20 protein-coding genes, 1 tRNA gene and 1 other RNA gene are annotated in these 18,605 nt (G+C 63.7%); 9 read left to right on the forward strand and 13 right to left on the reverse strand.

What is annotated here, in order from left to right:
- Positions 1-39: 39 nt before the first annotated feature.
- The 4 genes from AArc1_RS16950 to AArc1_RS16965 form a co-directional block, all read right to left on the reverse strand.
- Positions 40-1,107, reverse strand: coding sequence for a zinc-dependent alcohol dehydrogenase family protein (locus AArc1_RS16950; protein ID WP_117365952.1), 1,068 nt, complete (start codon positions 1,105-1,107; stop codon positions 40-42).
- A gap of 270 nt (positions 1,108-1,377) precedes the next feature.
- Entirely contained in the window at positions 1,378-2,391 is a 1,014-nt protein-coding gene (locus tag AArc1_RS16955) for a histone deacetylase family protein (protein WP_117365474.1), read from the reverse strand.
- 1 nt (position 2,392) lies between these two features.
- Positions 2,393-2,824 (reverse strand): histone, encoded by a 432-nt coding sequence (locus tag AArc1_RS16960; protein WP_117365475.1) that lies wholly within the window; start codon positions 2,822-2,824, stop codon positions 2,393-2,395.
- A 139-nt stretch (positions 2,825-2,963) separates the two neighbouring features.
- On the reverse strand, positions 2,964-4,388 hold the full coding sequence (locus AArc1_RS16965) for a single-stranded DNA binding protein (protein WP_117365476.1): 1,425 nt from the start codon (positions 4,386-4,388) through the stop codon (positions 2,964-2,966).
- 396 nt (positions 4,389-4,784) lie between these two features.
- Here AArc1_RS16965 and AArc1_RS16970 point away from each other — a divergent pair.
- Positions 4,785-4,857 (forward strand) — tRNA-Arg (locus AArc1_RS16970).
- Between the two features lie 306 nt (positions 4,858-5,163).
- Positions 5,164-6,369, forward strand: a complete 1,206-nt coding sequence (locus tag AArc1_RS16975; RefSeq protein WP_117365477.1) for an outer membrane protein assembly factor BamB family protein — start codon at positions 5,164-5,166, stop codon at positions 6,367-6,369.
- 95 nt (positions 6,370-6,464) lie between these two features.
- Here the strand turns inward: AArc1_RS16975 and AArc1_RS16980 are convergent, their stop codons facing one another.
- Positions 6,465-7,832: an RNA-guided endonuclease TnpB family protein gene (locus AArc1_RS16980; RefSeq protein WP_117365478.1), complete on the reverse strand. Its 1,368-nt coding sequence runs from the start codon at positions 7,830-7,832 to the stop codon at positions 6,465-6,467.
- Between the two features lie 274 nt (positions 7,833-8,106).
- On the opposite strand from AArc1_RS16980, the gene AArc1_RS16985 reads away from it, so the two are divergent.
- Positions 8,107-8,535: an OsmC family protein gene (locus AArc1_RS16985; RefSeq protein ID WP_117365479.1), complete on the forward strand. Its 429-nt coding sequence runs from the start codon at positions 8,107-8,109 to the stop codon at positions 8,533-8,535.
- A gap of 89 nt (positions 8,536-8,624) precedes the next feature.
- Here the strand turns inward: AArc1_RS16985 and rnpB are convergent.
- Positions 8,625-9,011: RNase P RNA component (gene rnpB / locus AArc1_RS16990), an RNA gene on the reverse strand.
- A 229-nt stretch (positions 9,012-9,240) separates the two neighbouring features.
- Between rnpB and AArc1_RS16995 the strand changes: the two genes are divergently transcribed.
- Entirely contained in the window at positions 9,241-9,840 is a 600-nt protein-coding gene (locus AArc1_RS16995) for a TIGR00296 family protein (protein WP_117365953.1), read from the forward strand.
- A 90-nt stretch (positions 9,841-9,930) separates the two neighbouring features.
- On the opposite strand, the gene AArc1_RS17000 is transcribed toward AArc1_RS16995, so the two are convergent.
- Together AArc1_RS17000 and AArc1_RS17005 are read right to left on the reverse strand one after the other, a co-directional pair.
- On the reverse strand, positions 9,931-10,239 hold the full coding sequence (locus AArc1_RS17000) for a hypothetical protein (RefSeq protein ID WP_228442355.1): 309 nt from the start codon (positions 10,237-10,239) through the stop codon (positions 9,931-9,933).
- 45 nt (positions 10,240-10,284) lie between these two features.
- Positions 10,285-10,554: a hypothetical protein gene (locus AArc1_RS17005; RefSeq protein WP_117365480.1), complete on the reverse strand. Its 270-nt coding sequence runs from the start codon at positions 10,552-10,554 to the stop codon at positions 10,285-10,287.
- Positions 10,555-10,680: 126 nt separating this feature from the next.
- Between AArc1_RS17005 and AArc1_RS19710 the strand changes: the two genes are divergently transcribed.
- Entirely contained in the window at positions 10,681-11,001 is a 321-nt protein-coding gene (locus AArc1_RS19710; protein ID WP_394341269.1) for a hypothetical protein, read from the forward strand.
- A 5-nt stretch (positions 11,002-11,006) separates the two neighbouring features.
- Here the strand turns inward: AArc1_RS19710 and AArc1_RS17015 are convergent, their stop codons facing one another.
- The 3 genes from AArc1_RS17015 to AArc1_RS17025 all read right to left on the reverse strand — a co-directional run bounded on the left by AArc1_RS17015 (position 11,007) and on the right by AArc1_RS17025 (position 15,618).
- Complete coding sequence (locus AArc1_RS17015) at positions 11,007-12,164, reverse strand: nicotinate phosphoribosyltransferase (RefSeq protein ID WP_117365954.1); 1,158 nt, start codon at positions 12,162-12,164, stop codon at positions 11,007-11,009.
- Between the two features lie 63 nt (positions 12,165-12,227).
- Complete coding sequence (locus tag AArc1_RS17020; RefSeq protein WP_117365481.1) at positions 12,228-13,784, reverse strand: Hvo_1808 family surface protein; 1,557 nt, start codon at positions 13,782-13,784, stop codon at positions 12,228-12,230.
- A gap of 76 nt (positions 13,785-13,860) precedes the next feature.
- Positions 13,861-15,618: an Hvo_1808 family surface protein gene (locus AArc1_RS17025; RefSeq protein WP_186336622.1), complete on the reverse strand. Its 1,758-nt coding sequence runs from the start codon at positions 15,616-15,618 to the stop codon at positions 13,861-13,863.
- 111 nt (positions 15,619-15,729) lie between these two features.
- On the opposite strand from AArc1_RS17025, the gene AArc1_RS17030 reads away from it, so the two are divergent.
- A complete protein-coding gene (locus AArc1_RS17030; RefSeq protein WP_117365482.1) occupies positions 15,730-16,302 on the forward strand; it encodes a cysteine hydrolase family protein in 573 nt (190 codons plus the stop codon).
- Between the two features lie 56 nt (positions 16,303-16,358).
- On the opposite strand, the gene AArc1_RS17035 is transcribed toward AArc1_RS17030, so the two are convergent.
- Entirely contained in the window at positions 16,359-16,826 is a 468-nt protein-coding gene (locus AArc1_RS17035) for a hypothetical protein (RefSeq protein WP_117365483.1), read from the reverse strand.
- A 138-nt stretch (positions 16,827-16,964) separates the two neighbouring features.
- Here AArc1_RS17035 and AArc1_RS19570 point away from each other — a divergent pair, with 138 nt between their 5' ends.
- Together AArc1_RS19570 and AArc1_RS19185 are read left to right on the forward strand one after the other, a co-directional pair.
- Positions 16,965-17,087 (forward strand): hypothetical protein, encoded by a 123-nt coding sequence (locus AArc1_RS19570; RefSeq protein WP_267130077.1) that lies wholly within the window; start codon positions 16,965-16,967, stop codon positions 17,085-17,087.
- Positions 17,088-17,089: 2 nt separating this feature from the next.
- Complete coding sequence (locus AArc1_RS19185; protein ID WP_186336623.1) at positions 17,090-17,257, forward strand: hypothetical protein; 168 nt, start codon at positions 17,090-17,092, stop codon at positions 17,255-17,257.
- Between the two features lie 13 nt (positions 17,258-17,270).
- On the opposite strand, the gene AArc1_RS17040 is transcribed toward AArc1_RS19185, so the two are convergent.
- Positions 17,271-18,182: a DMT family transporter gene (locus AArc1_RS17040; protein WP_117365955.1), complete on the reverse strand. Its 912-nt coding sequence runs from the start codon at positions 18,180-18,182 to the stop codon at positions 17,271-17,273.
- Positions 18,183-18,362: 180 nt separating this feature from the next.
- Here AArc1_RS17040 and AArc1_RS19190 point away from each other — a divergent pair, with 180 nt between their 5' ends.
- The gene (locus AArc1_RS19190) at positions 18,363-18,509 is read left to right on the forward strand and encodes a hypothetical protein (RefSeq protein ID WP_186336624.1); all 147 of its coding nucleotides are present in this window, start codon (positions 18,363-18,365) and stop codon (positions 18,507-18,509) included.
- The last annotated feature ends 96 nt before the right edge of the window (positions 18,510-18,605 follow it).

An 18,605-nucleotide genomic window follows, 5' to 3' on the forward strand; every position in this document is an offset into this window, starting at 1 on the left:
GCGGGGGGCAAATCCAAAGAAGAGGTCCGACCGACAGTATCAGGAACTGAAGTCGGTACAGACCGGGATGCCGACGGTGTTGAACTCGGTCATCGCGTCGAGTTCGTCGGGAACCTCGTGGATGTCGACCGTCTTTTCGACGAGCGCAGTGGGATCGAGTTTCCCGGTTTCGATCATATCGAGCATCTCGGAGTACCGTGAGGGCTGAAGTCCCAGCGAGCCGACGAAATCGATCTCCTTGGCGACGAACTCATCGGTCGGTAACGAGACTTCGCCCTGTTCGTCGCTGGTCGTGAGCCCGATCTGGACGTGGCGGCCACCCTTCTTCAGGGAGTCGACCGCATTTCGACAGGTCGTTTCGATCCCCAGCGCGTCGACTGAGACGTCCGCACCGCCATCGGTGATGTCGTGGACTTCTTTGACCGGGTCGTCGACGTCACTCGCGTTAACCGTCGCTACGGCACCGAGTTCCTCGGCTCGCTCGAGTTTATCATCCATCAGATCGACCCCGATGACGTTCGCGCCCAGCGCGTTGGCGATGTGAACCGCCGAGAGGCCGATTCCGCCACAGCCGTGGACGACAACGGCTTCGCCGCGGCCGACGTCACCACGGTGGGCCATCCCGTGATACGACGTCATGAACCGACAGCCACAGCCGGCAGCCGTTTCGGCGTCGATCGAGTCCGGCAGCGGGACGGCGTTGACGTCCGCGTTCGGGATGTGTACCTCCTCGGCGAACGCCCCCGGCGCCTCGTTCATGAATCCGAGTCCGACATGGTTTTCACAGATGTTCTCCCGGCCGTTTCGACAGAGATCACACTTTCCACAGGCGAAGTTGAACGGGATCGCGATCTCCTGACCCTCTTCGACGTTTTCGACGTCTTCACCGACGTCGACGACGGTGCCGGTCGGCTCGTGGCCGAGGATGTGTGGCGGATCCGGACGGTAGCCGAACCAGTCCCAGTCTCCCTGCCAGCAGTGCCAGTCGCTCCGGCAGACGCCACAACCTTCGACCGTCGCGACGACACCATCGGATTCCGGCTCCGGGCGGTCGACCTCCTGTACCTCGAGCGGTTCTTGAAACTCCTCCAGTACGACGGCTTGCATCGACATACTCACGATGGAACGACCGTGCCCGTCATTAACCCACACTATTAATACTGTATTTCCTGCGACGTACGTCAGGACTTCGTGTAGACGACCGACGAAAAAGCGCCACGACGGTCGACGCCGACACGTCCCAAAATACACCGCAAGAGGTCGATAAGGGCCTATTGACCGTCGGGAACAACGGATCGGTGTTGACGATGGCCTCCCGAGCGCGAGCCACGTGAAAAACCACGGAGAGGGTGGTCGTCTCCAGTGACCGTCCGGAGGTCAGTTCAGGCCGTGTTCCTCGAGGACGTCTTCGATCGTCGCCTCGGCACGACTCGAGAGATCGTCGTCCGGTTCGATCGGTTCGCGGCCGTCGAACGTTTCGTGGACCAGCGCGACGCTTTCGGCCAGCACATCGAGACCGTAGCCTCCCTCGAGGACGAACGCGAGCGCGGCATCGACGTCGTCGGCGAGCGTCCGCAGTCGGTCGGTCATCAGCGCGTAGGCCTCGGTCGTGAGTCGAACGCGCGAGATGGGGTCGTGGCGATGGGCGTCGAAGCCGGCGCTGATGATGAGGAGGTCGGGGTCATACGCCTCGAGTGCGCCGGCGACCGGTCCGTCGACGATCGCCAGATACGCCGCGTCGTTCGTCCCGGCTGGCACTGGGACGTTCATCGTCGTTCCCGCCCCCGCACCCTCGCCGGTTTCGTCGAGGTCACCGGTACCCGGGTAGAGCCCGCGTTCGTGGATCGAGACGAAGAAGACGTCCTCGCGGTCGTAGAAGATGTCCTGTGTGCCGTTGCCGTGGTGGACGTCCCAGTCGACGATCGCCACGCGATCGACGGCGTAGGCATCGTTCTCGAGGGCTTGCTGGGCGGCGACCGCGACGTTGTTCGCAAAGCAAAATCCCATCGCGTCTTCGGGGACGGCGTGATGGCCCGGTGGCCGTCCGATCGAAAACGGCGTTTCCCGGCCCGTCGCCCCCTCGAGCGCTTCCTCGACGGCCCAGCAGGCCAGCCCGGCGCTTCGACAGACCGCATCCCACGTCTCCTCGACGGCGACCGTATCGGGATCCCAGTTTCCACCACCGTCAGCACAGAACTCCTCGACCGACTCCACGTACTCCCTGTCGTGAACGCTCGCGATCTCGTCGACTCCCACCGGATCGGGTTCGACGTACTTGATGCCGTGTTTCGTCTTCAGGCGCTCCCGAATCGCCCGTAGCCGGTCCGGTGCCTCGGGATGGCGCGGACCGGGATCGTGTGCGAGACAATCCTCGCTGTAGCCAAATTGCATCTCACTCGAACAGCGAGAAGTACGTCTCGATGTCGTCGTCGGTGATCGTTCGGCGATCGGCGTGATGGGCGAGAATTGCCGCCGCCTTCGCGACGTTGTCCGCATAGTCCTCGAGGATGTCCGCGAGGGCAATGCGTGCGTCCATCGAGACGCGGTATCGGTCGTCTATTTCGATCCTGGCGATGCGGTCGACCGGCGCGACGGGCAACTCGAGATCGTCTTTATCAACGAGTTGTTCGACGCCAAAATCCGACGCCATCAGCGTCTTTCGCCCGTCCACGGTGGCCCGTTCGGCGGCGTCGACGGCCAGTTCGCTCCCGTGTTCTTGGATCCGCGTCGCGAGTTCCTTCGACGCATCGGCACTCACCCGAAGATCGCCCGCGTTCCGCCGGATGATCGTATCTACCGGGGCGAACGGGAGTTCGACGTTCATATCATGATAGGCGAAGCTAACTCCCTTAACGCTTTTCCTAGGCGCTCGATGAGGTTGCTCGAGCCATCTAAGACACTGGCGAAACGAGCCATCAACCCACGGTAGAACGAGAGCGAAGATCGGACCGTAAACGGCGTCGTCAGAAGACGTCAGTCGCCTCGAGTCGACCGTCGCGGACGACACCCCGAGCCGTTATCTCTTCACCGAGACCGACATCGACGTTCGTCGCGACGCTCATCGTCGTCTCACCGTCGTCTAACACGACGGGATTGCCAGCCTGGACGACGACGCCGGTGAACTCGAGTTCCTCGCCGTCGGACGGGTCGTCGGTATCCGAAGCCGAATCGGACGCCGTCGGTTCGCCGGTTGTAGACTGCTCGTCGCCGTTGTCCGCGCCGTCGGCGAACGCCGACAGCCCAGCGCTCGCCCCGTCGTCGTCCGCTCCGGCGTCGCCCGCCGACTCGGACTCGAGCACCGTGATCGTCGACTGCCAGCCCGCCGAAGCCTCGAGATCGTCCTGCCAACCGTCCTGAATCTCGACATCGCCGAGTGCGACCTCGTCGCCGGGACCGACGTCGACGTCTGCTTTCTCGCCCCAGAGGGCGACGCGAATGTCGTCGGTCGCATCCTGAACCCGAATGTTTCGGACCTGGCCTTCCGAGCCGTCATCACGGTCGAAGGTGCGTTTCGGATCCGCCGAGCGAACGACACCCGCGATATCGACCGTCTGGCCGATCTCGACGGTCTCGATGGGTGTGCTTTCGGGGACGTACTCGACGTCCTCGTCGACTTCCTCGACCGTTCCGCGGTTGCCGACGTGGAGTTCGAGGTTGCCGTCGCGTTCTTTGACGTAGCCGTCGACGACCTCGACGGTCGCATCGGGCTCGAGTTCCGTGGCGAGGTCGGCCCGTTCGTCCCACAGCGTGACGCGAATGCGTCCCGTCTCGTCGCCGAGAGTGAGATTTGACACCCGTCCTTCGGAGCCGTCGTCGCGGTCGAACGTTCGGACGGAACCGGTGTCAAGAACTAGCCCGACGAGGTTGACGTTCGAGAGACCAAGCGAGAGGTCCTCGACAGTGTGGGTATCGGAGACGGTGACGTCGATTTCGGTCTCGTCGTCCGGTTCGACGTCGTCAACGCTCACTTCGACGCCCGAAAAGCCCTCCTTGGGTCGGCCAGCGACCTTGAGCACTTGTCCTTCCTCGAGTTCGGAGACCGCGGCTTCGGCGTGTTCGTCCCAAAACGCGGCCCGAACCGAACCGGTCTCGTCGGCGACCTCGACGTTGACCACGCGGCCGTCCGCGTCCTCACCGTCGCGCTCGAACGTCCGTAACTCGCCAATCGAGATCACCTTCGCGACGAACTTCGCTTCCTCCATGCCGGGTTCGATGTCGGCGACGCCGCCGACCTCGCTCTCGCCGATCTCGTGAGCGACGAGCATCGCCGCCGTCTCTTCGTCCGCGAGTCCGCCCATCTGCTCGACTTTCGCCTCGACGGCCTCGCGAAACTCCTCGAGGGAGACGTCGGCCTCGAGGTCTTCGTAGACGCCCTCGATGTCGCTCATACTATGCTCGTGCATGCATAGCCCGCGCATAAGCGTTGTCCATTCGCGTCGACAGCCGTTGAGACGAAATGGCGTCTAGCAGGACCGAGACGGCCACAGAGAGAGGGTACAGCGAAGAACAAATCATCGGTTCGATCGGACTCGAGTGAACGTGCATGCCCGCTTTGGGTCCGGTATCGGATATAAACCTTCGAGTCAATCGACTGTTGAGGCCGCACACGAGCATTCGGGACGGCGGAACTGTCGTCCGCGGGTCCGAACGCATGGGTACCTATCGACCCTCGAGAACGACCGGCGAAATACCGGTCAACGAAGTGACTCGAGGCGGCCAGTTCGAGGGTCTCAGCGGGTAGCTTTCGAAAGGGCTTTAATACTTACCCGGCTACGAGTAGATGAGTCCTGATAGGGTAGTGGACTATCCTCTTGGCTTGCGGAGCCAGGGACCGGAGTTCAAATCTCCGTCAGGACGTTTCTCTGCAGCACAAACCCACGAGCGAAGCGAGTGGGCTGTGCTGCAGGAAACTCCCCGGAGATTTGAACACGAGAGTCGCAGCCCGGGAAGCGAACGAAGTGAGCGACCCGGAACGTCTCTCACCTGTTCAAATCTCCTGATGGCGTTCGCTCCGCTCACGCCATCCGTGCCCAACGCTCACGCCGTTCGCGTTGGACTCCGCCAGAACGGTTTCCGAACACAACGACGACGAGCGAGACGTCAGCCAACGAGTCAACGGGATATCAGAAGGCTCATCTCGAGCGAGAGTCGAAACCAGGGAAGATGCCCTCCAGACGTGAGCTGCTCCTCGGGGTCACGGCCGCGAGTACCGCCGCAGTCGCTGGCTGTCTCGGCAACACCGGCGCTGGTCCCGGAACTGACGACGACTACACGTGGCCGACCGTCGGCGCGGACCTCCGGAACTCGAGGGCGATTCCCGACGGGGTCGCCCCGCGAGACGAGCCGGACGTCGAGTGGCGCGTCGACCTCGAGTCCTCACAGGCGACCAGCGAACCGATCGTCACCGACGACACCGTCCTCGTGACGACGGGGCTCGATATCGTCGCGTTCGACAGGGAGACGAGAAACCGACGCTGGTCGATCGACCCCGACAGCGAGGCCTACGCCTACAACAGCTCGCCAACAGTGTTCGACGACACCGCGTACGTCCCCGAACGCAGGGAGCTGACGGCTCGAGACCTCGAGTCCGGCGCGGTCGAGTGGTCGTTCGAACTCGAGCGAATCGTCAGCGAGAGTGCGCTGACGGTGACGGATACGGGCGATGACGGCCGGGTCTACGTCGCCGCCGGCAACACCATCCACGCACTCGACGCGGAGAGCGGCGACGAGCTCTGGGAACAGGAGCTGCTCGGCATCGCACAGTACGCGCTCGCGAAACACGCGGACTGGCTGTTCGTCGCGACGCGCGGCGGCGAACTGTACCGACTCAATAGCTGGGAGGGGGCCGTCGAGTGGCGGCGGACGATCGAAGCGGGAATCTCGAGTGCGCCGATCGTGCTCACCTCGGACGACCGCCGACGCGGCCACGGCGTCGCCATCGCGGGCGGCGACGGCTCGATCACGTATTTCGATGTCGGTGGCGAACGCGAGTGGGAGACTGAACTCCACGCGTTCGGTGAAGACGGCCTCGCGATCGGCCACCGTCGGCTGCTCGCCCGGTCGGGGTCGACGCTCTATGCGCTCGAGACGGACGACGGTGACGAGCGGTGGCGGGTGGACCTCGGAGAGCACACCCGAGGTCCGCCGATCGTCGTCGGCGATACGGTCTACGTCGGCGGCGATCGACTCCGTGCGATCGACATCGACGGCGGCGTCGGCGTTCGGACGGTTCGCGTCGGCGAGCAACGATTCGAACGCGAAGAGACCGGCGACGTCGGCTACGTCACGGCCGCTGGCGGGACCCTGTTCGTGACGACGAATGTCGCGGCCATGGACGAGGAATCCGCAGAACTACTCGTCCTCTCTTGACATCTTCCACACGGCTGAAGCCGTGGGATTCCTCCGTGGGCAATCCGGCCAGCAGATTACCCCGGCTGTGAACTTGCGGGTTCGCCGACGCTGGTTTAGTCAACCGGACTCGACTGTTCCCCAAAACTCCCGGGTGTCCAATCGTGTCCATCCCACTCCCAGTACGCCCCCTCATCGTCGAGGGATGCGTCCCCATCGCGTTCAGCAGATAGGGCGGCGGGTCGTGCCATCGGCCCAACCTCGTTTTGCAGCAGATTCCACGCCCCCGCCACATCACTATGGGCATCCAACCCACAGTCGTGACACCGAAACTCGTCGCCATCTCGAACGACGTTGTTGCTCTCACACTTGGGACACTCGCTACTCGAATTAGCCTCGCTCACCGGCTCAACGCCAATACTAACGTCTCCGAACGTGAGTTCGATGCGTTCAACCAACTGTCGGTGTGACCAGAACGCGTGGGTCTTCTCGCTCACGCTCGCCGACCAATGCGCTTTCAGTACGTCGGTCAGATCACCAACGTACACCGTATCCACGTTGCGCGAAAGGAGCCACTCTGCGGCGTGTTTCACGGCAGCGTCACGACTGTGATCGCGTTTCTCACCACGTTCATCGTATATGCGCTGAATGCGTCGACTCGTGTACCGATCGTCGGGGAGCTGTGATTGCAACGTAGCGATTTGACCGGACAACACGCGAAACCGTTCAAACTCCGGTCGAGCGTGGTAGACGGCGGTTTCCCCAGTCGAGGTGACGATGGCAAGGGTGTTGTTCGCGCCGACATCGATAGCAGCAACGTGCGTCGTGTTCTCCGTTTGGAGTGTGTGAGTGAACGCATCCAGTCGCTGTTCCTGCAATCTGTCTGGCCGAATGCGAACTGGATGCTTGACACGAATCCTGTCTGCTGCTTCGTCATAGACGAGTTCTAACCGCGCATCGTCACCGTTCCACTGCGGGTTACCGCGCACTCCGAGCGTGACGCGCTCGTTGTAGTCGAAGCCGTATTTCTCTTCGAGTGCGTCTCCGACGCCGAACTCCAACGTACTCCGCTTCTCGTCCCAATCGATGGTGTAGAGGTCGTTACGGACGAGGCCGTGCAACTCGTATCCGTCGTCACGGTTCCCCCAGTAGCCGGGTGGACTGGGTTTGTCGGTTAGCGCAGTGTTGGAGTCGTCGTAGTATTTGTCGAGGAGTTGGAAGTGACTGCGCCACGCCTCGCTGTTTTTTCTGGCGACCTGTTGGCAGGTGGCTTTGCCGAGGATGGGCGCGTAGTCATCGTAGAGGTCGGTGTACTCGGCGTCCCAGACATCGCCGTCTTCTTGGAAGTATTGTTGTCGGCGTCGGTAGTTGATCTGGTTCCACAAGGGGGCGTGGGCGGCCAACCACTCGAACAAGCACTGCCGATATCGCTCACTGGCGGGGTCGGCGGTGTACTCGTTCGTTCGTTGTGGTCGGTTGCTCACGCATATAGTGTCAACGTAGTATATTGTAAACATTGGGATTGCATTATGGCGTTGGGTTCGTGGATTGGTTCAGCAGTGACAGATTTATCCCACGACTAAAGTCGTGGGCTTTCTCCTGTCATCCCTGTAAGCCGAGAGCACGCAGAACACCGTCCATCGAGACATTGTGCCTGAGACGGTGTTCCCGACGTACGCGACGCCAACGAGGGACGCCACCACGACGAGTCGGCTCCGACGAAAACGGTCTTGACTCGAGAGGCCGTACCCTGGGACGATGTCAGGCGAAGATACCACGCTCTCGCGGTACACCCTCGAGGGGACCAGAGAGAGCCCGAAGCGGATGACCGTCGACACCGGCGAGGCGACGTTCGAGATCGGACACGACGTGAACCCGGTCGAGTACTTACTCGGATCGGTGGCTGGTTGTCTCAACTCGACGGCGACGATGGTCGCCCGGGACATGGACATACGGATCGAGGAGTTGACCGTGACCGTCGAGGGCGGTGTCAACTACGACTCGTATATGGGCACCGAAACCGACGATCGTCCGGGACTACAGGGACTCGAGGTAACCCTCGAAATCGACGCCGACGCGAGCGACGACGAACTTTCGGCGTGGCTCGAGGCAGTGAAAGCCCGCTGTCCGGTCACGGACAACGTCGAGAACGAGACGGGTATCGACGTGACACTCGAGTCGGGCTGATCACGCGCGAGAGACGGCAGGCCGGTCTGATCGCTCACGAGAGGTGGAGCCGGACGACGGCGTCGCCACTCGAGTAGCAAAACTGGGCGAGAGGAGTAAGCCCCCTTCTGTTCGTCCCGGCATTCGGCTGAGCGTCCGCGCCGTCCGCGGAGACCGCGGGGCGTTCGGGCTACCACGGCACGGACTTGCACCGGTGAGGGTTCGCCGTTCCATCGATCCTCGGCCGTCTGTCCGCAGTCGATCGTGCCATGCACGATCTATGGGTTCGAACCATGTGGTTCGACTGCGGGCCCATCAGCGGGTCAACTTCCCTTCCTTGCGGTCGGGTTCGCACGCATCATCGGTCGGGCCGAGACGTGTCGTTTCTGTTCCAGAGCCAGCGGTCTCCCGCTCCGGACTTGCGTCCGGTCACCTGCCCGAACAGGTGGGGGGACTTTCCTCGCGAGCGTGGCGCGTCTCAGAGACGGGCCACGTCAGGTGCGTTGGGCAACCCGAAGAGTTGGCCAACGGTAAGAGCGTGATCATCCCGAAGGGATGGGGCACGTTGTACGGGTTCGCCGTCACCGACGAACTCGCCGCGGCAGCCGGGCTCTCTCTCCCAATTGTATTACGTACCGTCGTCGAATAAGTCCCTCGGTCAGCAACGCGATTCGGTCGCACGCCGAATGGAAGCGTTTTAGGACGGGTACATCCATGTACATGTGTATGTCCCAGGGACAGGGCGTCGACCTCTCTTACGAGGACGGGGCGCGTGCAGTCGAACTCGCACGCGAAGCCGTCGAATCCTACGTACAACACGGGCAACGAGAACAACCAGGCAGCATGCGCGAGGCGTTTTACGAGCGAACCGGCGCGTTCGTCCGCCTCGAGTCTACACGCGGCCGGGGGAGCTTGCGCGGCTGTGCGGGTGGCTACCGCTCGGGTGAGCAGCTCGGTCACGTCATCGTCGACGCGGCGATCGAGGCTGCAAGCGAGAACTCCTGTGGCTCCGAGGTTACGCCCTCCGAGCTACCAAATCTCACGGTCTCGGTCTGTGCAGTCCGAAACGTCGTTCTCACGGACGATCCACTCGCCGACCTCGAACTCGGCACCCACGGTGTCGCGATCGACGGCGGTGAAGGTGGCTGGCTCTACCCCACCGTCCCCGTCGAAAACGGCTGGAGCGAACGTGAGTACCTCGATCGAACCTGTCGGAAGGCCCGACTCGCACCCGGAGCCTGGCAGGACGACGACGTCGTCGTCACGCTGTTTGAAGGGCAGGTCTTCCGCGAGCGCAAAGGCGACGGGAGCATCGAAGAAGTCTAACTACTGACGGACACACCGGCGTACTCGAGACATGTCGCTGCTGACACCCGCGTAGTCGTATTCTCGCCGTTATCCGTACTCGAGTGGGCACTAGGCGAATCGCCACCCGACTCGCCGGTAGCACTGACCTGACTGTCGTCGTTCCCGTTCGCTCCTGGCGTTTCGACGAGGACGCGTCGCCTCGAACCATAGCTGGAGGGCGAGCCAGAGTCCGACGAGGTAGACGGCGGCCCTCGCGAAGACGGTGCGCTCGAGACCAACGCCGACGACCGACGAGAGCAGCTCAGAAACGACTATGACGGCGTAGAACGTCAGCACGGCGAGGACGACGAGCCTGACGAACAGCCAGTTCGCGAGGTCGAACGTCGAGGCCGTTGGCTCGGGGGTGAACGCTGCCATAACGGGGATCGATCACGGAATACGGGTAGTCTTTCGATAGGTTCGTCACGATAATCGTCCTTCGTCTTCGAGTCGTCGCTCGAGTTTCGACTCGAGCAACTCGTCGATCGCGTCGAAAACCGCGTGGACGACGAGCCACAGGACGGCAACGTTTACCAGAGCGACGGCAATGTACACCAGCGGACCGTGCGGAGCGACAATGAAAAACGCGATGAAACTGAGTACGACACTCACGAATCCAATAAGAAGCAGGTGGCCCACCAGCCGGTTCGCGACGTCGTGGGTCGTCAGTTCGGTACCAGAGGGCGTGCTCATATCGGCGCCTCGAGCGTCGAACTATTCAACGTTCTGATCGGTACGCAATTCGATCGGAATCCAACCGTCTCGGTGTCGGTCTAACTCTGTTTGCTCTCCCGAGTTCGACCAAACGAATTCCTGCCGGTGTCAGATCTCGACCGACGCCAACCGGGAGCTGTACGCGGTGACGACCCGCGTCGTCGCCCAGATGGACGCCCCGGTTCCGACGGTTGCCGTGCTCTCACGGGGACGGGAACTCGCGGCCGACCAGACTGCCGCGACGAGACTGGGTCGCCTGCAGCACTCGCCAGCGCACTCGAAACGCTCGAGGCCCGCATCGACGAAACGCCCACCAAAGACCTCCGCGAAGCCGTGGGCATCTCCTCGCTGTCGATCCTTTCGCCCGAGCGGCCTATCGTGAAACTGCGAGAACTCGAGAAATCTCGGACGGCTTCCCCGTCGTAGCCGGCTTATTCGTCGGCACCGAACCCGACCGCCTCGGCGTCGGCCAGACAGCGTTCGGTCGCCGTCTCGAGGTCGAACTCACGGACGACCTCGCCGTCGCGGACGAGCGGCTCGAGCAGCGCCTCGCCATCGGTGGGCCCGTCGCGGTCGGCGAGCGTGACGTGGTGGTCGCCGTCGGGGGTACGGTAGACGTCCTTGACGCCGGCGAGTTTGCCGCGCTTGGAGAGTGGCTCGCCCGCTATTTCGACGATATCGAGGCTGAAGTCGACCGGATCGCAGTTCGTTATATGACTGCCAACGCCGAAGCCGTCGGCCACGTCTCGCAGGTCACGGAGTTGCTCGGGACCGAGGCCGCCACTGCAGAAGATGTCGATGTCCTCGTAGCCCCGCGCGTCGAGTTCCCAGCGGACTTCGCGGATGATGTGTCGGAAGTCGCCACGTCGAGAGCCGGTCGTGTCGATGCGGACGCCGTCTAAGTCGTCGCCGAGCGTCTCGGCTGCCAGAAGGCTCTCGCTTTTTTCGTCCCAGAAGGTGTCGACCAGCGCGATGCGGGGCGTGTCCTCGGAGACCGCTTCGTCGAACGCCCGCCAGGCGTCGGACTGGTTGCCCTCACCGAAACAGAACATGAGCGCGTGGGGCATCGTCCCGCTCGCCTCCCGGCCGAGGATGTCGCCCGCCGCGACGTGGGAAAAGCCGTCCAGGCCAGCCAGAAGCGCCGCGCGCTCGACGACCGCCGCGATCGAGGGGTGGACGTGCCGGGCACCGAACGAGAGGACGAGCGAGTCGGGCGCTGCAAGCCGCACCTCGAGCGCCGCCGTCGCGAAGCCACTCGGCTGAGAGAGTAGCCCGAGCAGGGCGGTCTCGAGTTCGGCGAACTCGAGGTACGGCCCCTCGAGACGCATCACGGGGCCGCCGTCGAACAGCTGGCCGTCGGGGAAGGCGTCGACGTCGACGGCTCGCCCCTCGAGCAGCGTCGCGGCGTCTGCGACGCCAGTAAACACCTCGAACGCGCCGGTCGAGAACTGGTCGGCGGTCACCTCGGCGACGACGTGTGGGTTCTTGCCGGCGTGCTCGAGCGTCGCCCGGGTGCGCTCGAAGTAGGCGTCCGTCGCGGACCCCTCGAGGATCGCCTCGGGTGGAACGGTTCCGAACGGGTTTGACATGACGTCGAGTTTCCGCGGCAGCGGCAAAAGCTACCCGTCTTCGTCGCCGCTGCCGCCAGCAGTTCAGGACACAGCAGACCCGAGACTGCTCCCGGTCGCCGTGGGGGCGTCGACGCTTGCGGCCACCTCGACGTCAGCGCTTGCGGCTACGTCGAGGTCAACATCCGCGGCCATACTGGCGTTGGCGCTCGCGTTCCCACCGGCTTCGAGGGTTGCGTCTGTATCGACATCGGCGTCAGCATCAGTGCTCGCGTCTCCGTCGGCGGTGGCGTGGATCTCCTCGAGGGCGTCGACGTCCGGCCCGCCGACGATCGTCACCCGCTCGTCGTCGACGAATACGTGGAAAGCCCCAGCGAAGCCGCCGTCGTCGATGCGGTAGGTGTCGCTGTCGGCCCCGGCATCAACCGGGTCGGCACCGTTGGCCTCGAGGACCCCTCGGTAGGCGTCCGCGAACGCCTCGGCGTCGGCGGCGTCCGCCCAGGCGAGTTTCCAGACGTGGGCCGTCACGTTGTCGTCCGTCTCCTCGTCGGTGTGTTCGTACGCCGTGAGCGTATCACCGGCCCAGCCATCGGTCGTCGGGTGGGTGTAGTTGTAGGGTGCCAGCTCGGAGCCGCCCTCGGTAAGCGGGCGATCGACGACGCCGTTCGTCCACAGCGACCCGAACAGCGTCGCCTCGCCGATCGTCTCCGTCCGAATCTCGCCGTCGTCGTCGTCGGTGATCGGGTCCCACGCGTCGCTCGAGCGATCGGTGATGTCGACGTCGACCGGCTCGTCGTCCGGATATCGCGCGGGATGGATCACCTGCGAGGTGCTCACCGGGCGGTCGTCGAACGCCCGATCGACGGCCGACCAGCCCTCGGTCTCGTGGAGGTGCGAGACGAACGCCGGTCCCTCGGCGTACGGGGCGTAAATAGAGAGGAACAACCCGAGGTTGAACGGACGATCCCCGGGCTCGAGTTCGGCCGGCGTGCCGGGATCGGGGAGACACTGCCACTCGTCGGCACAGCGCTCGTCGTACAGGTATGGCAGGTAGTTCGCCTCGCCCTCGATCAGTCCCAGTTCCGCGCGGCGCTCGTCGATCGTCTCCCCCTCGCGCTCGAGGCCGAAGTGCTGATCCTGAAGTGCGTGCGTGAGTTCGTGGACGAGCGTCCCGCGATCGATCCGGATCTCGTCGCTGTCGTCGGCAACGAGGACGATCCGATCGCTCGAGTAGTAGCCCTGGACGGCATCGCCGTAGAGTGCCTCGAATTCGTCGTTAACGTCGGTTTCGCCGTCGACGACGAACGGTGCCCGCCATACCTCGTTTCTGAACGTCGACGCCGCCTCGGGCTCGCCGCGCTGCTCGCGGTACTCCTCGCGTGTGATCACCTCGATATCGACGGCGCGTTCGAACTTCATGCCACGTATCACCTCGAGACGTGCCATCGAGCGATAGGTGACGGCCTCGAGTTCGTCCTCGGTGAGCGTCGCCTCCTCCCCGAACGCGAACTCGTCATCGGCGGCATAGCCCGCCACAGAGCCGAGTTCGCGGTCAGTATCGAGTTGCCCCGGCGTTCCGGGAACCGTACAGCCCGAGAGGACGACGAGAACGACGACCGCGAAGAGAGTCCCCCGACGCATTGACGTCCCGTTTCGGCGCCACGAGCAAAGCTGCGTCGCTCGTGTGACTCGGTTCCGGGTGCATCGCTCCTCTCGATCAGCCTAGAGTGCCGATCGTCGTCGAAGACGACTCGTGGCGGCTGCACTTGCGGCGGCTGCTCGAGACGAACGCCACGCGGGCGCGGCGTCGGTCCCGAACGAGGAGGACCACGACGCCAGTTCCAAAGACGACGACTGCGGCGAGAGCGACCGAGCCCAGCCCGGTACCCGCCGGCCCGCCGAGCGCGTCGGTGTCGTCGGAGCCCTCGTTAGCGGTGGAATCGTCGTCCCCGGCGTCGAGTGCGCCGTTGCCGAGCAGATCTTCGCCCTCGGGACCCGCTCCCTCGTTGACATCGTCGAGCGCGTCTACGGACGGCGCGCGAACGATCGTCACGGTTTCGTCGTCGGCCTCGAGAGCGTACGCACCGGGGAAGCCGTCGTCGATCTCGTAGGTATCCTGGCGCTCGTCGACTGGCTCGGCGTCGTAGTACTCGAGCAGGTGTACGTAGCCCTCGAGGAACTGGGCGGCGTCGTCGTCGCTCACCCACTCGGATTCCCAGACGTACGCCGTGTGGTCGACGGCTTCGTCCGTCCCGTCGGCCTCGAGCGCGTCGTCGTGGACGTACGTGACGAGTTCGTCGCCAGCCCAGCCGTCGGTGTACGGCTGGTCGTAGTCGATGTTCGCAACCCTGCCGTCGTCGCCCTCGAAGAAGGCGTCTTCGTCGATCACCGACGGTCGGTCGGGATCGAGCACGTCCGCGGCGAACATCGACACCATCCCGACCTCACCGACCGTCTCGGTCGCGACCTCGCCATCGACCTCGAACTGACGCCATTCGTCGTTCGAGCGGTCCTCGACCTCGATATCGGCTGGTCCGCGCTCGTCGCCGGGCCGGATCACTTCGGAGCTGCTTGCCGGCGGCTCGTCGTAGGCAGCGTCGACGGCACCCCAGCCGTCATCCTCGAGGAGGTGATCCACGTAGTCGGGGCCGTCGTCGTACGGCTGGAAGACGATCAGGTACAGTCCCCAGTTCATCACACCCGAGCCCGCCGGCTCGCCGGCGGGACTGACACAGTCCCACTCCGCACCGCAACGGTGTTCGTACTCGGTGTCGACCCAGACCGCATCGCCCTCGATAAGCCCGTTTTTGGCGGCGTCCTGGTCGATCGTCTCGCGGTCGTAGCGCTGGAGGTCGAAGTGCTGATCCTGTAAGGCGTGTAAGAGTTCGTGGCCGAGGGTGACCTCGTCTGTCTCAGGCGCGTCGGGGTCGTCCGAGACGAGGACGATCTCGTCGGTCGCGGGATCGTAGTAACCATCCACGGCGTCACCGAAAAGCGACTGAACTTCGTCTTCGGCCGCGGTGTCACGGTCGATCATGAACAGCGCCTCGAATACACCCTCCTGATGCAGGCGTTCCTCGTCTGAAACGTCTGCGAAGAGGTCCTCGTCCTCTTCCTGGAACTGCTCACGGGAGATAACCTCGACATCGACCGGGTCCTCGAACGTCAACTCGCGGATCTGCTCGACACGAGCCATCGACCGATAGACGACCGCCTCGAGTTCGTCCGGCTCGAGTGCGGCATCATCGCGCTCGTCGACGGGGAGGTCGTCGTCGTACCAGTAGCCCTCGACGTAGCCGACCGTCTCGGTGGTCGAGGGCTCGTCCGGACGGTCCGCAGTGTCGTCAGCCTCGAGTGACGACTGGCCGTCCGAGAGGGCCGAGAACAGTCCCCCAGTGGCGGCCGCGACCCCGAGGACGACGATCAGTGACGCTGCGAGGAGGACGACGAGAAGCTGGGTGCGGCTACGGTCCATCTGGATGATACCAGTCAGCCGGTAAGGCGGCCAGCGCAAAAAAGACGGGGATCAGCGGCCCCGTCTCGGGTGCTGGTGAACGTTTTTATCGCCCCGACCGAACGATCACGCATGCACCTCGAGCCAACCCAGACCGCAGTGGTGGTAGTCGACATGCAAAACGGCTTCTGTCACCCCGACGGCTCGCTGTACGCGCCGGGAAGCGAAGACGTAATCGACCCCGTCAGTGAGTTGGTCGAACGAGCCCACGAGGTCGATGCGTCGGTCGTCTACACCCGAGACGTTCACCCGCCCGAGCAGTTCGGCGACGCCTACTACTACGACGAGTTCGAGCAGTGGGGCGAACACGTCCTCGAGGGGTCGTGGGAGGCCGAGGTCGTCGAGGGACTCCCCGTCGACGTGGCCGACCACGTCGTCGAAAAACACACCTACGACGCCTTCCAGAAGACCGAACTCGAGGGGTGGCTGACCGCTCGCGGCATCCGTGATCTCGTCTTCTGTGGCACGCTTGCGAACGTCTGCGTGCTCCACTCGGCGGGCAGTGCTGGCCTGCGGGATTTCCGGCCGATCCTCGTCGAAGACTGCATCGGCCACATCGAAGAAGACCACCGGGAGTACGCCCTAGAACACGCCGAGTGGCTCTTCGGCGAAGTGACGACGAGCGACGAGCTCGAATTCGTCTGACGGCAGTCGGGGATCGGTCAATATCTTCAACACGACGGACGCCGGATCGAGAGGCGTCAGTCGGCGACGTCCTGGCCGATCGAAATCGGGTCTCTGTCGTCGTCGGGTTCCCGAAGCCGGACGACGATCTGCCCACCCGCTACCGTTTCACCGTCTGGACCACCAGGGTAAAGCCCGGCTTCTCTTGCTTCGGTTGCACCACGTTCACACGCCGCTTCGACGTAGAACGCGCCAGGTTCGATACCGAGATCACCGTTCGTCTTCGACTCTCCTGGGTCGACGGTGAACTCCCAACTACGGCTCCAGTCGGGGTCAGTAGGCGGCTCCGGCTGGGTCTCGTGCCGGTCGGCTTCGTCGGCGTCATCAGCAACCTTCGCAATGTGGACCGTCCCCGTCACTGTCTCGTCTAGGGAGTTGACGAGCCGAACCTCGCTCGAGTCGACCGATTCGGAAACGACAGCACACCCGGCCAGAGAGACGCCGAGGGCCGTGCCGACGCTAACGAGAACCTGCCGCCGATCCATACGGAAGATAGTTTGTTAGCGAACAAGTGTTTTGTGTAACAATTCCACTGGCATCGACCGACGACGACCAGTCCCGGCCGGACTCGAGCGACGACGGCGGAGAGGTGGCTTTTTGGTCGTCCTGACGAAGGGAGCGGTATGAACGGGTTTCAGACGGTCGGCCGGCGACACCTCGAGCACGCGACGCTCGAGTCGGTTGGGGCGACCGGTAACGAGGAGACAGCAGTCGGTCGTGACGACGGTAAAGCGGGTGGTGCGTGACGATGGAGCGACGGCGACTCCGGCTGTTGTACGTCGTCGGGATTGCACTCAACGCGATCGCGTTGACGGCCGCGTGGACGGCTGGGGAGCTGCTGTTCGCCGGCACGTTTGCCCTCGTCATGGTCTATCTGGGGCTTCGGTACTGGATGGTCGCGACGGATCGTACCTGAGACGACCCGCCAGCTAGCCGCTGGCACCGAGTCGACCGTCGAGGGCGCTGGCGATGGCGCGGCGTTTGACCAGCGCGAAGCCCGCCACGATGAGGGCGAAGCCGACGTAGGTGAGCGGCGTGATCGACTCACCGAGGACGAAGACGCCGACGAGCGTCGCGACGACCGGCACCAGATACTGGATGAGCGCCACCTGAAACGCGCCGTAGGTCGCGAGTACCGTGAAGTAGATGAAAAAGGCGATGGCCGTCGAGAAGACGGCCAGGTAGACGACGACGGCGACGGCCTCGAGCGAGACGGCCTCTGCCCCGGGCACCTCGCGGGCGGTCAGGCTGGCACCGTGGAGAACGAGCCCACCGAGGAGCATCGACCAGCCGGTCAGCGGAACGGTATCGATCGTGGGACTGGCTCGCTGAACGAGGACGCCCCCGAGTGCGACGCTTGCGACCTGGCCGAGGATCAGGAGGTGGCCGACGGTGTCACCCGCGAGCAGGTTCGCGGGATCGGGCTGGACGATGAACCCGATGCCGACGAGTCCGACACCGACACCGGCGACACCGGTCGGTGAGAGTCGCTCACCAAGTAAGAGATACGCCCAGATGGCCGTCACGAGCGGGATCAGTGACGTCAGGATCGCGGCAACGCCGCTCGGGACCGTCTGTTGGCCCATGAAAATGAGCCCGTTGCCGGCGACGAGAAAGAGCCCGCCACCAGTGATCCCCAGCAGGTTGCGTCGACTTCTCGGAATCCACTCGTCGGTCCGGATCGCTGCATACCCCAACAGGACGAGCGCCGCGACGTCGTAGCGAAAGGCGGCGAACAGCAACGGTGGAAGATACTCGAGGCCGATTTCGATCGCTGGAAACGACAGTCCCCAGAGCACGGCGAGTGCGAGGAAGAGACCGACGTCGGCGGGACGCTGCACGTCTGAAAGGCGGTCGAACGCGTACAAACCGTTGTCGATTCGAGAACGTCGGCTGGGCTGACTCGACGGCCGGTATGCCCACCGTCGGGTTCTCGCTAGCCGTACTGTGAACCGTCGAGCCACATATATCGTGGAGTCGTACAGGTGAGGGAGTATGAAACTCGAGGACGACCGCCGACTATGATCGACTCGGTGCCCCTCCACGTCGAGGTGATGATCTACCTCTATTTCGCCCTCGTTGCGTCGGTCGGCGGTTACCTTCTCGCGCGGCTCTGGCTTGCGTCGCGTCGAACCGACGAAGTCGGCGACGGTATAAACCCGAACTGACGGTATCGCACCGACACTCGGGGCGACGCTATCGGTGTCGTACCGGCACTCGAGGCGGCGCTACTGTGTTCGGTCAGTCGGCCGAGGACCTCGAAC

The organism is Natrarchaeobaculum sulfurireducens, from assembly GCF_003430825.1.
Lineage (GTDB): Archaea > Halobacteriota > Halobacteria > Halobacteriales > Natrialbaceae > Natrarchaeobaculum > Natrarchaeobaculum sulfurireducens.

Coding starts and splice junctions, on each gene's coding strand:
- AArc1_RS16950 (WP_117365952.1), bottom strand. CDS start 1,107: ATGCAAGCCGTCGTACTGGAGGAGTTTCAAGAACCGCTCGAGGTACAG.
- AArc1_RS16955 (WP_117365474.1), bottom strand. CDS start 2,391: ATGCAATTTGGCTACAGCGAGGATTGTCTCGCACACGATCCCGGTCCG.
- AArc1_RS16960 (WP_117365475.1), bottom strand. CDS start 2,824: ATGAACGTCGAACTCCCGTTCGCCCCGGTAGATACGATCATCCGGCGG.
- AArc1_RS16965 (WP_117365476.1), bottom strand. CDS start 4,388: ATGAGCGACATCGAGGGCGTCTACGAAGACCTCGAGGCCGACGTCTCC.
- AArc1_RS16975 (WP_117365477.1), top strand. CDS start 5,164: ATGCCCTCCAGACGTGAGCTGCTCCTCGGGGTCACGGCCGCGAGTACC.
- AArc1_RS16985 (WP_117365479.1), top strand. CDS start 8,107: ATGTCAGGCGAAGATACCACGCTCTCGCGGTACACCCTCGAGGGGACC.
- AArc1_RS16995 (WP_117365953.1), top strand. CDS start 9,241: ATGTCCCAGGGACAGGGCGTCGACCTCTCTTACGAGGACGGGGCGCGT.
- AArc1_RS17000 (WP_228442355.1), bottom strand. CDS start 10,239: ATGGCAGCGTTCACCCCCGAGCCAACGGCCTCGACGTTCGACCTCGCG.
- AArc1_RS17005 (WP_117365480.1), bottom strand. CDS start 10,554: ATGAGCACGCCCTCTGGTACCGAACTGACGACCCACGACGTCGCGAAC.
- AArc1_RS17015 (WP_117365954.1), bottom strand. CDS start 12,164: ATGTCAAACCCGTTCGGAACCGTTCCACCCGAGGCGATCCTCGAGGGG.
- AArc1_RS17020 (WP_117365481.1), bottom strand. CDS start 13,784: ATGCGTCGGGGGACTCTCTTCGCGGTCGTCGTTCTCGTCGTCCTCTCG.
- AArc1_RS17025 (WP_186336622.1), bottom strand. CDS start 15,618: ATGGACCGTAGCCGCACCCAGCTTCTCGTCGTCCTCCTCGCAGCGTCA.
- AArc1_RS17030 (WP_117365482.1), top strand. CDS start 15,730: ATGCACCTCGAGCCAACCCAGACCGCAGTGGTGGTAGTCGACATGCAA.
- AArc1_RS17035 (WP_117365483.1), bottom strand. CDS start 16,826: ATGGATCGGCGGCAGGTTCTCGTTAGCGTCGGCACGGCCCTCGGCGTC.
- AArc1_RS19570 (WP_267130077.1), top strand. CDS start 16,965: ATGAACGGGTTTCAGACGGTCGGCCGGCGACACCTCGAGCACGCGACG.
- AArc1_RS19185 (WP_186336623.1), top strand. CDS start 17,090: ATGGAGCGACGGCGACTCCGGCTGTTGTACGTCGTCGGGATTGCACTC.
- AArc1_RS19190 (WP_186336624.1), top strand. CDS start 18,363: ATGATCGACTCGGTGCCCCTCCACGTCGAGGTGATGATCTACCTCTAT.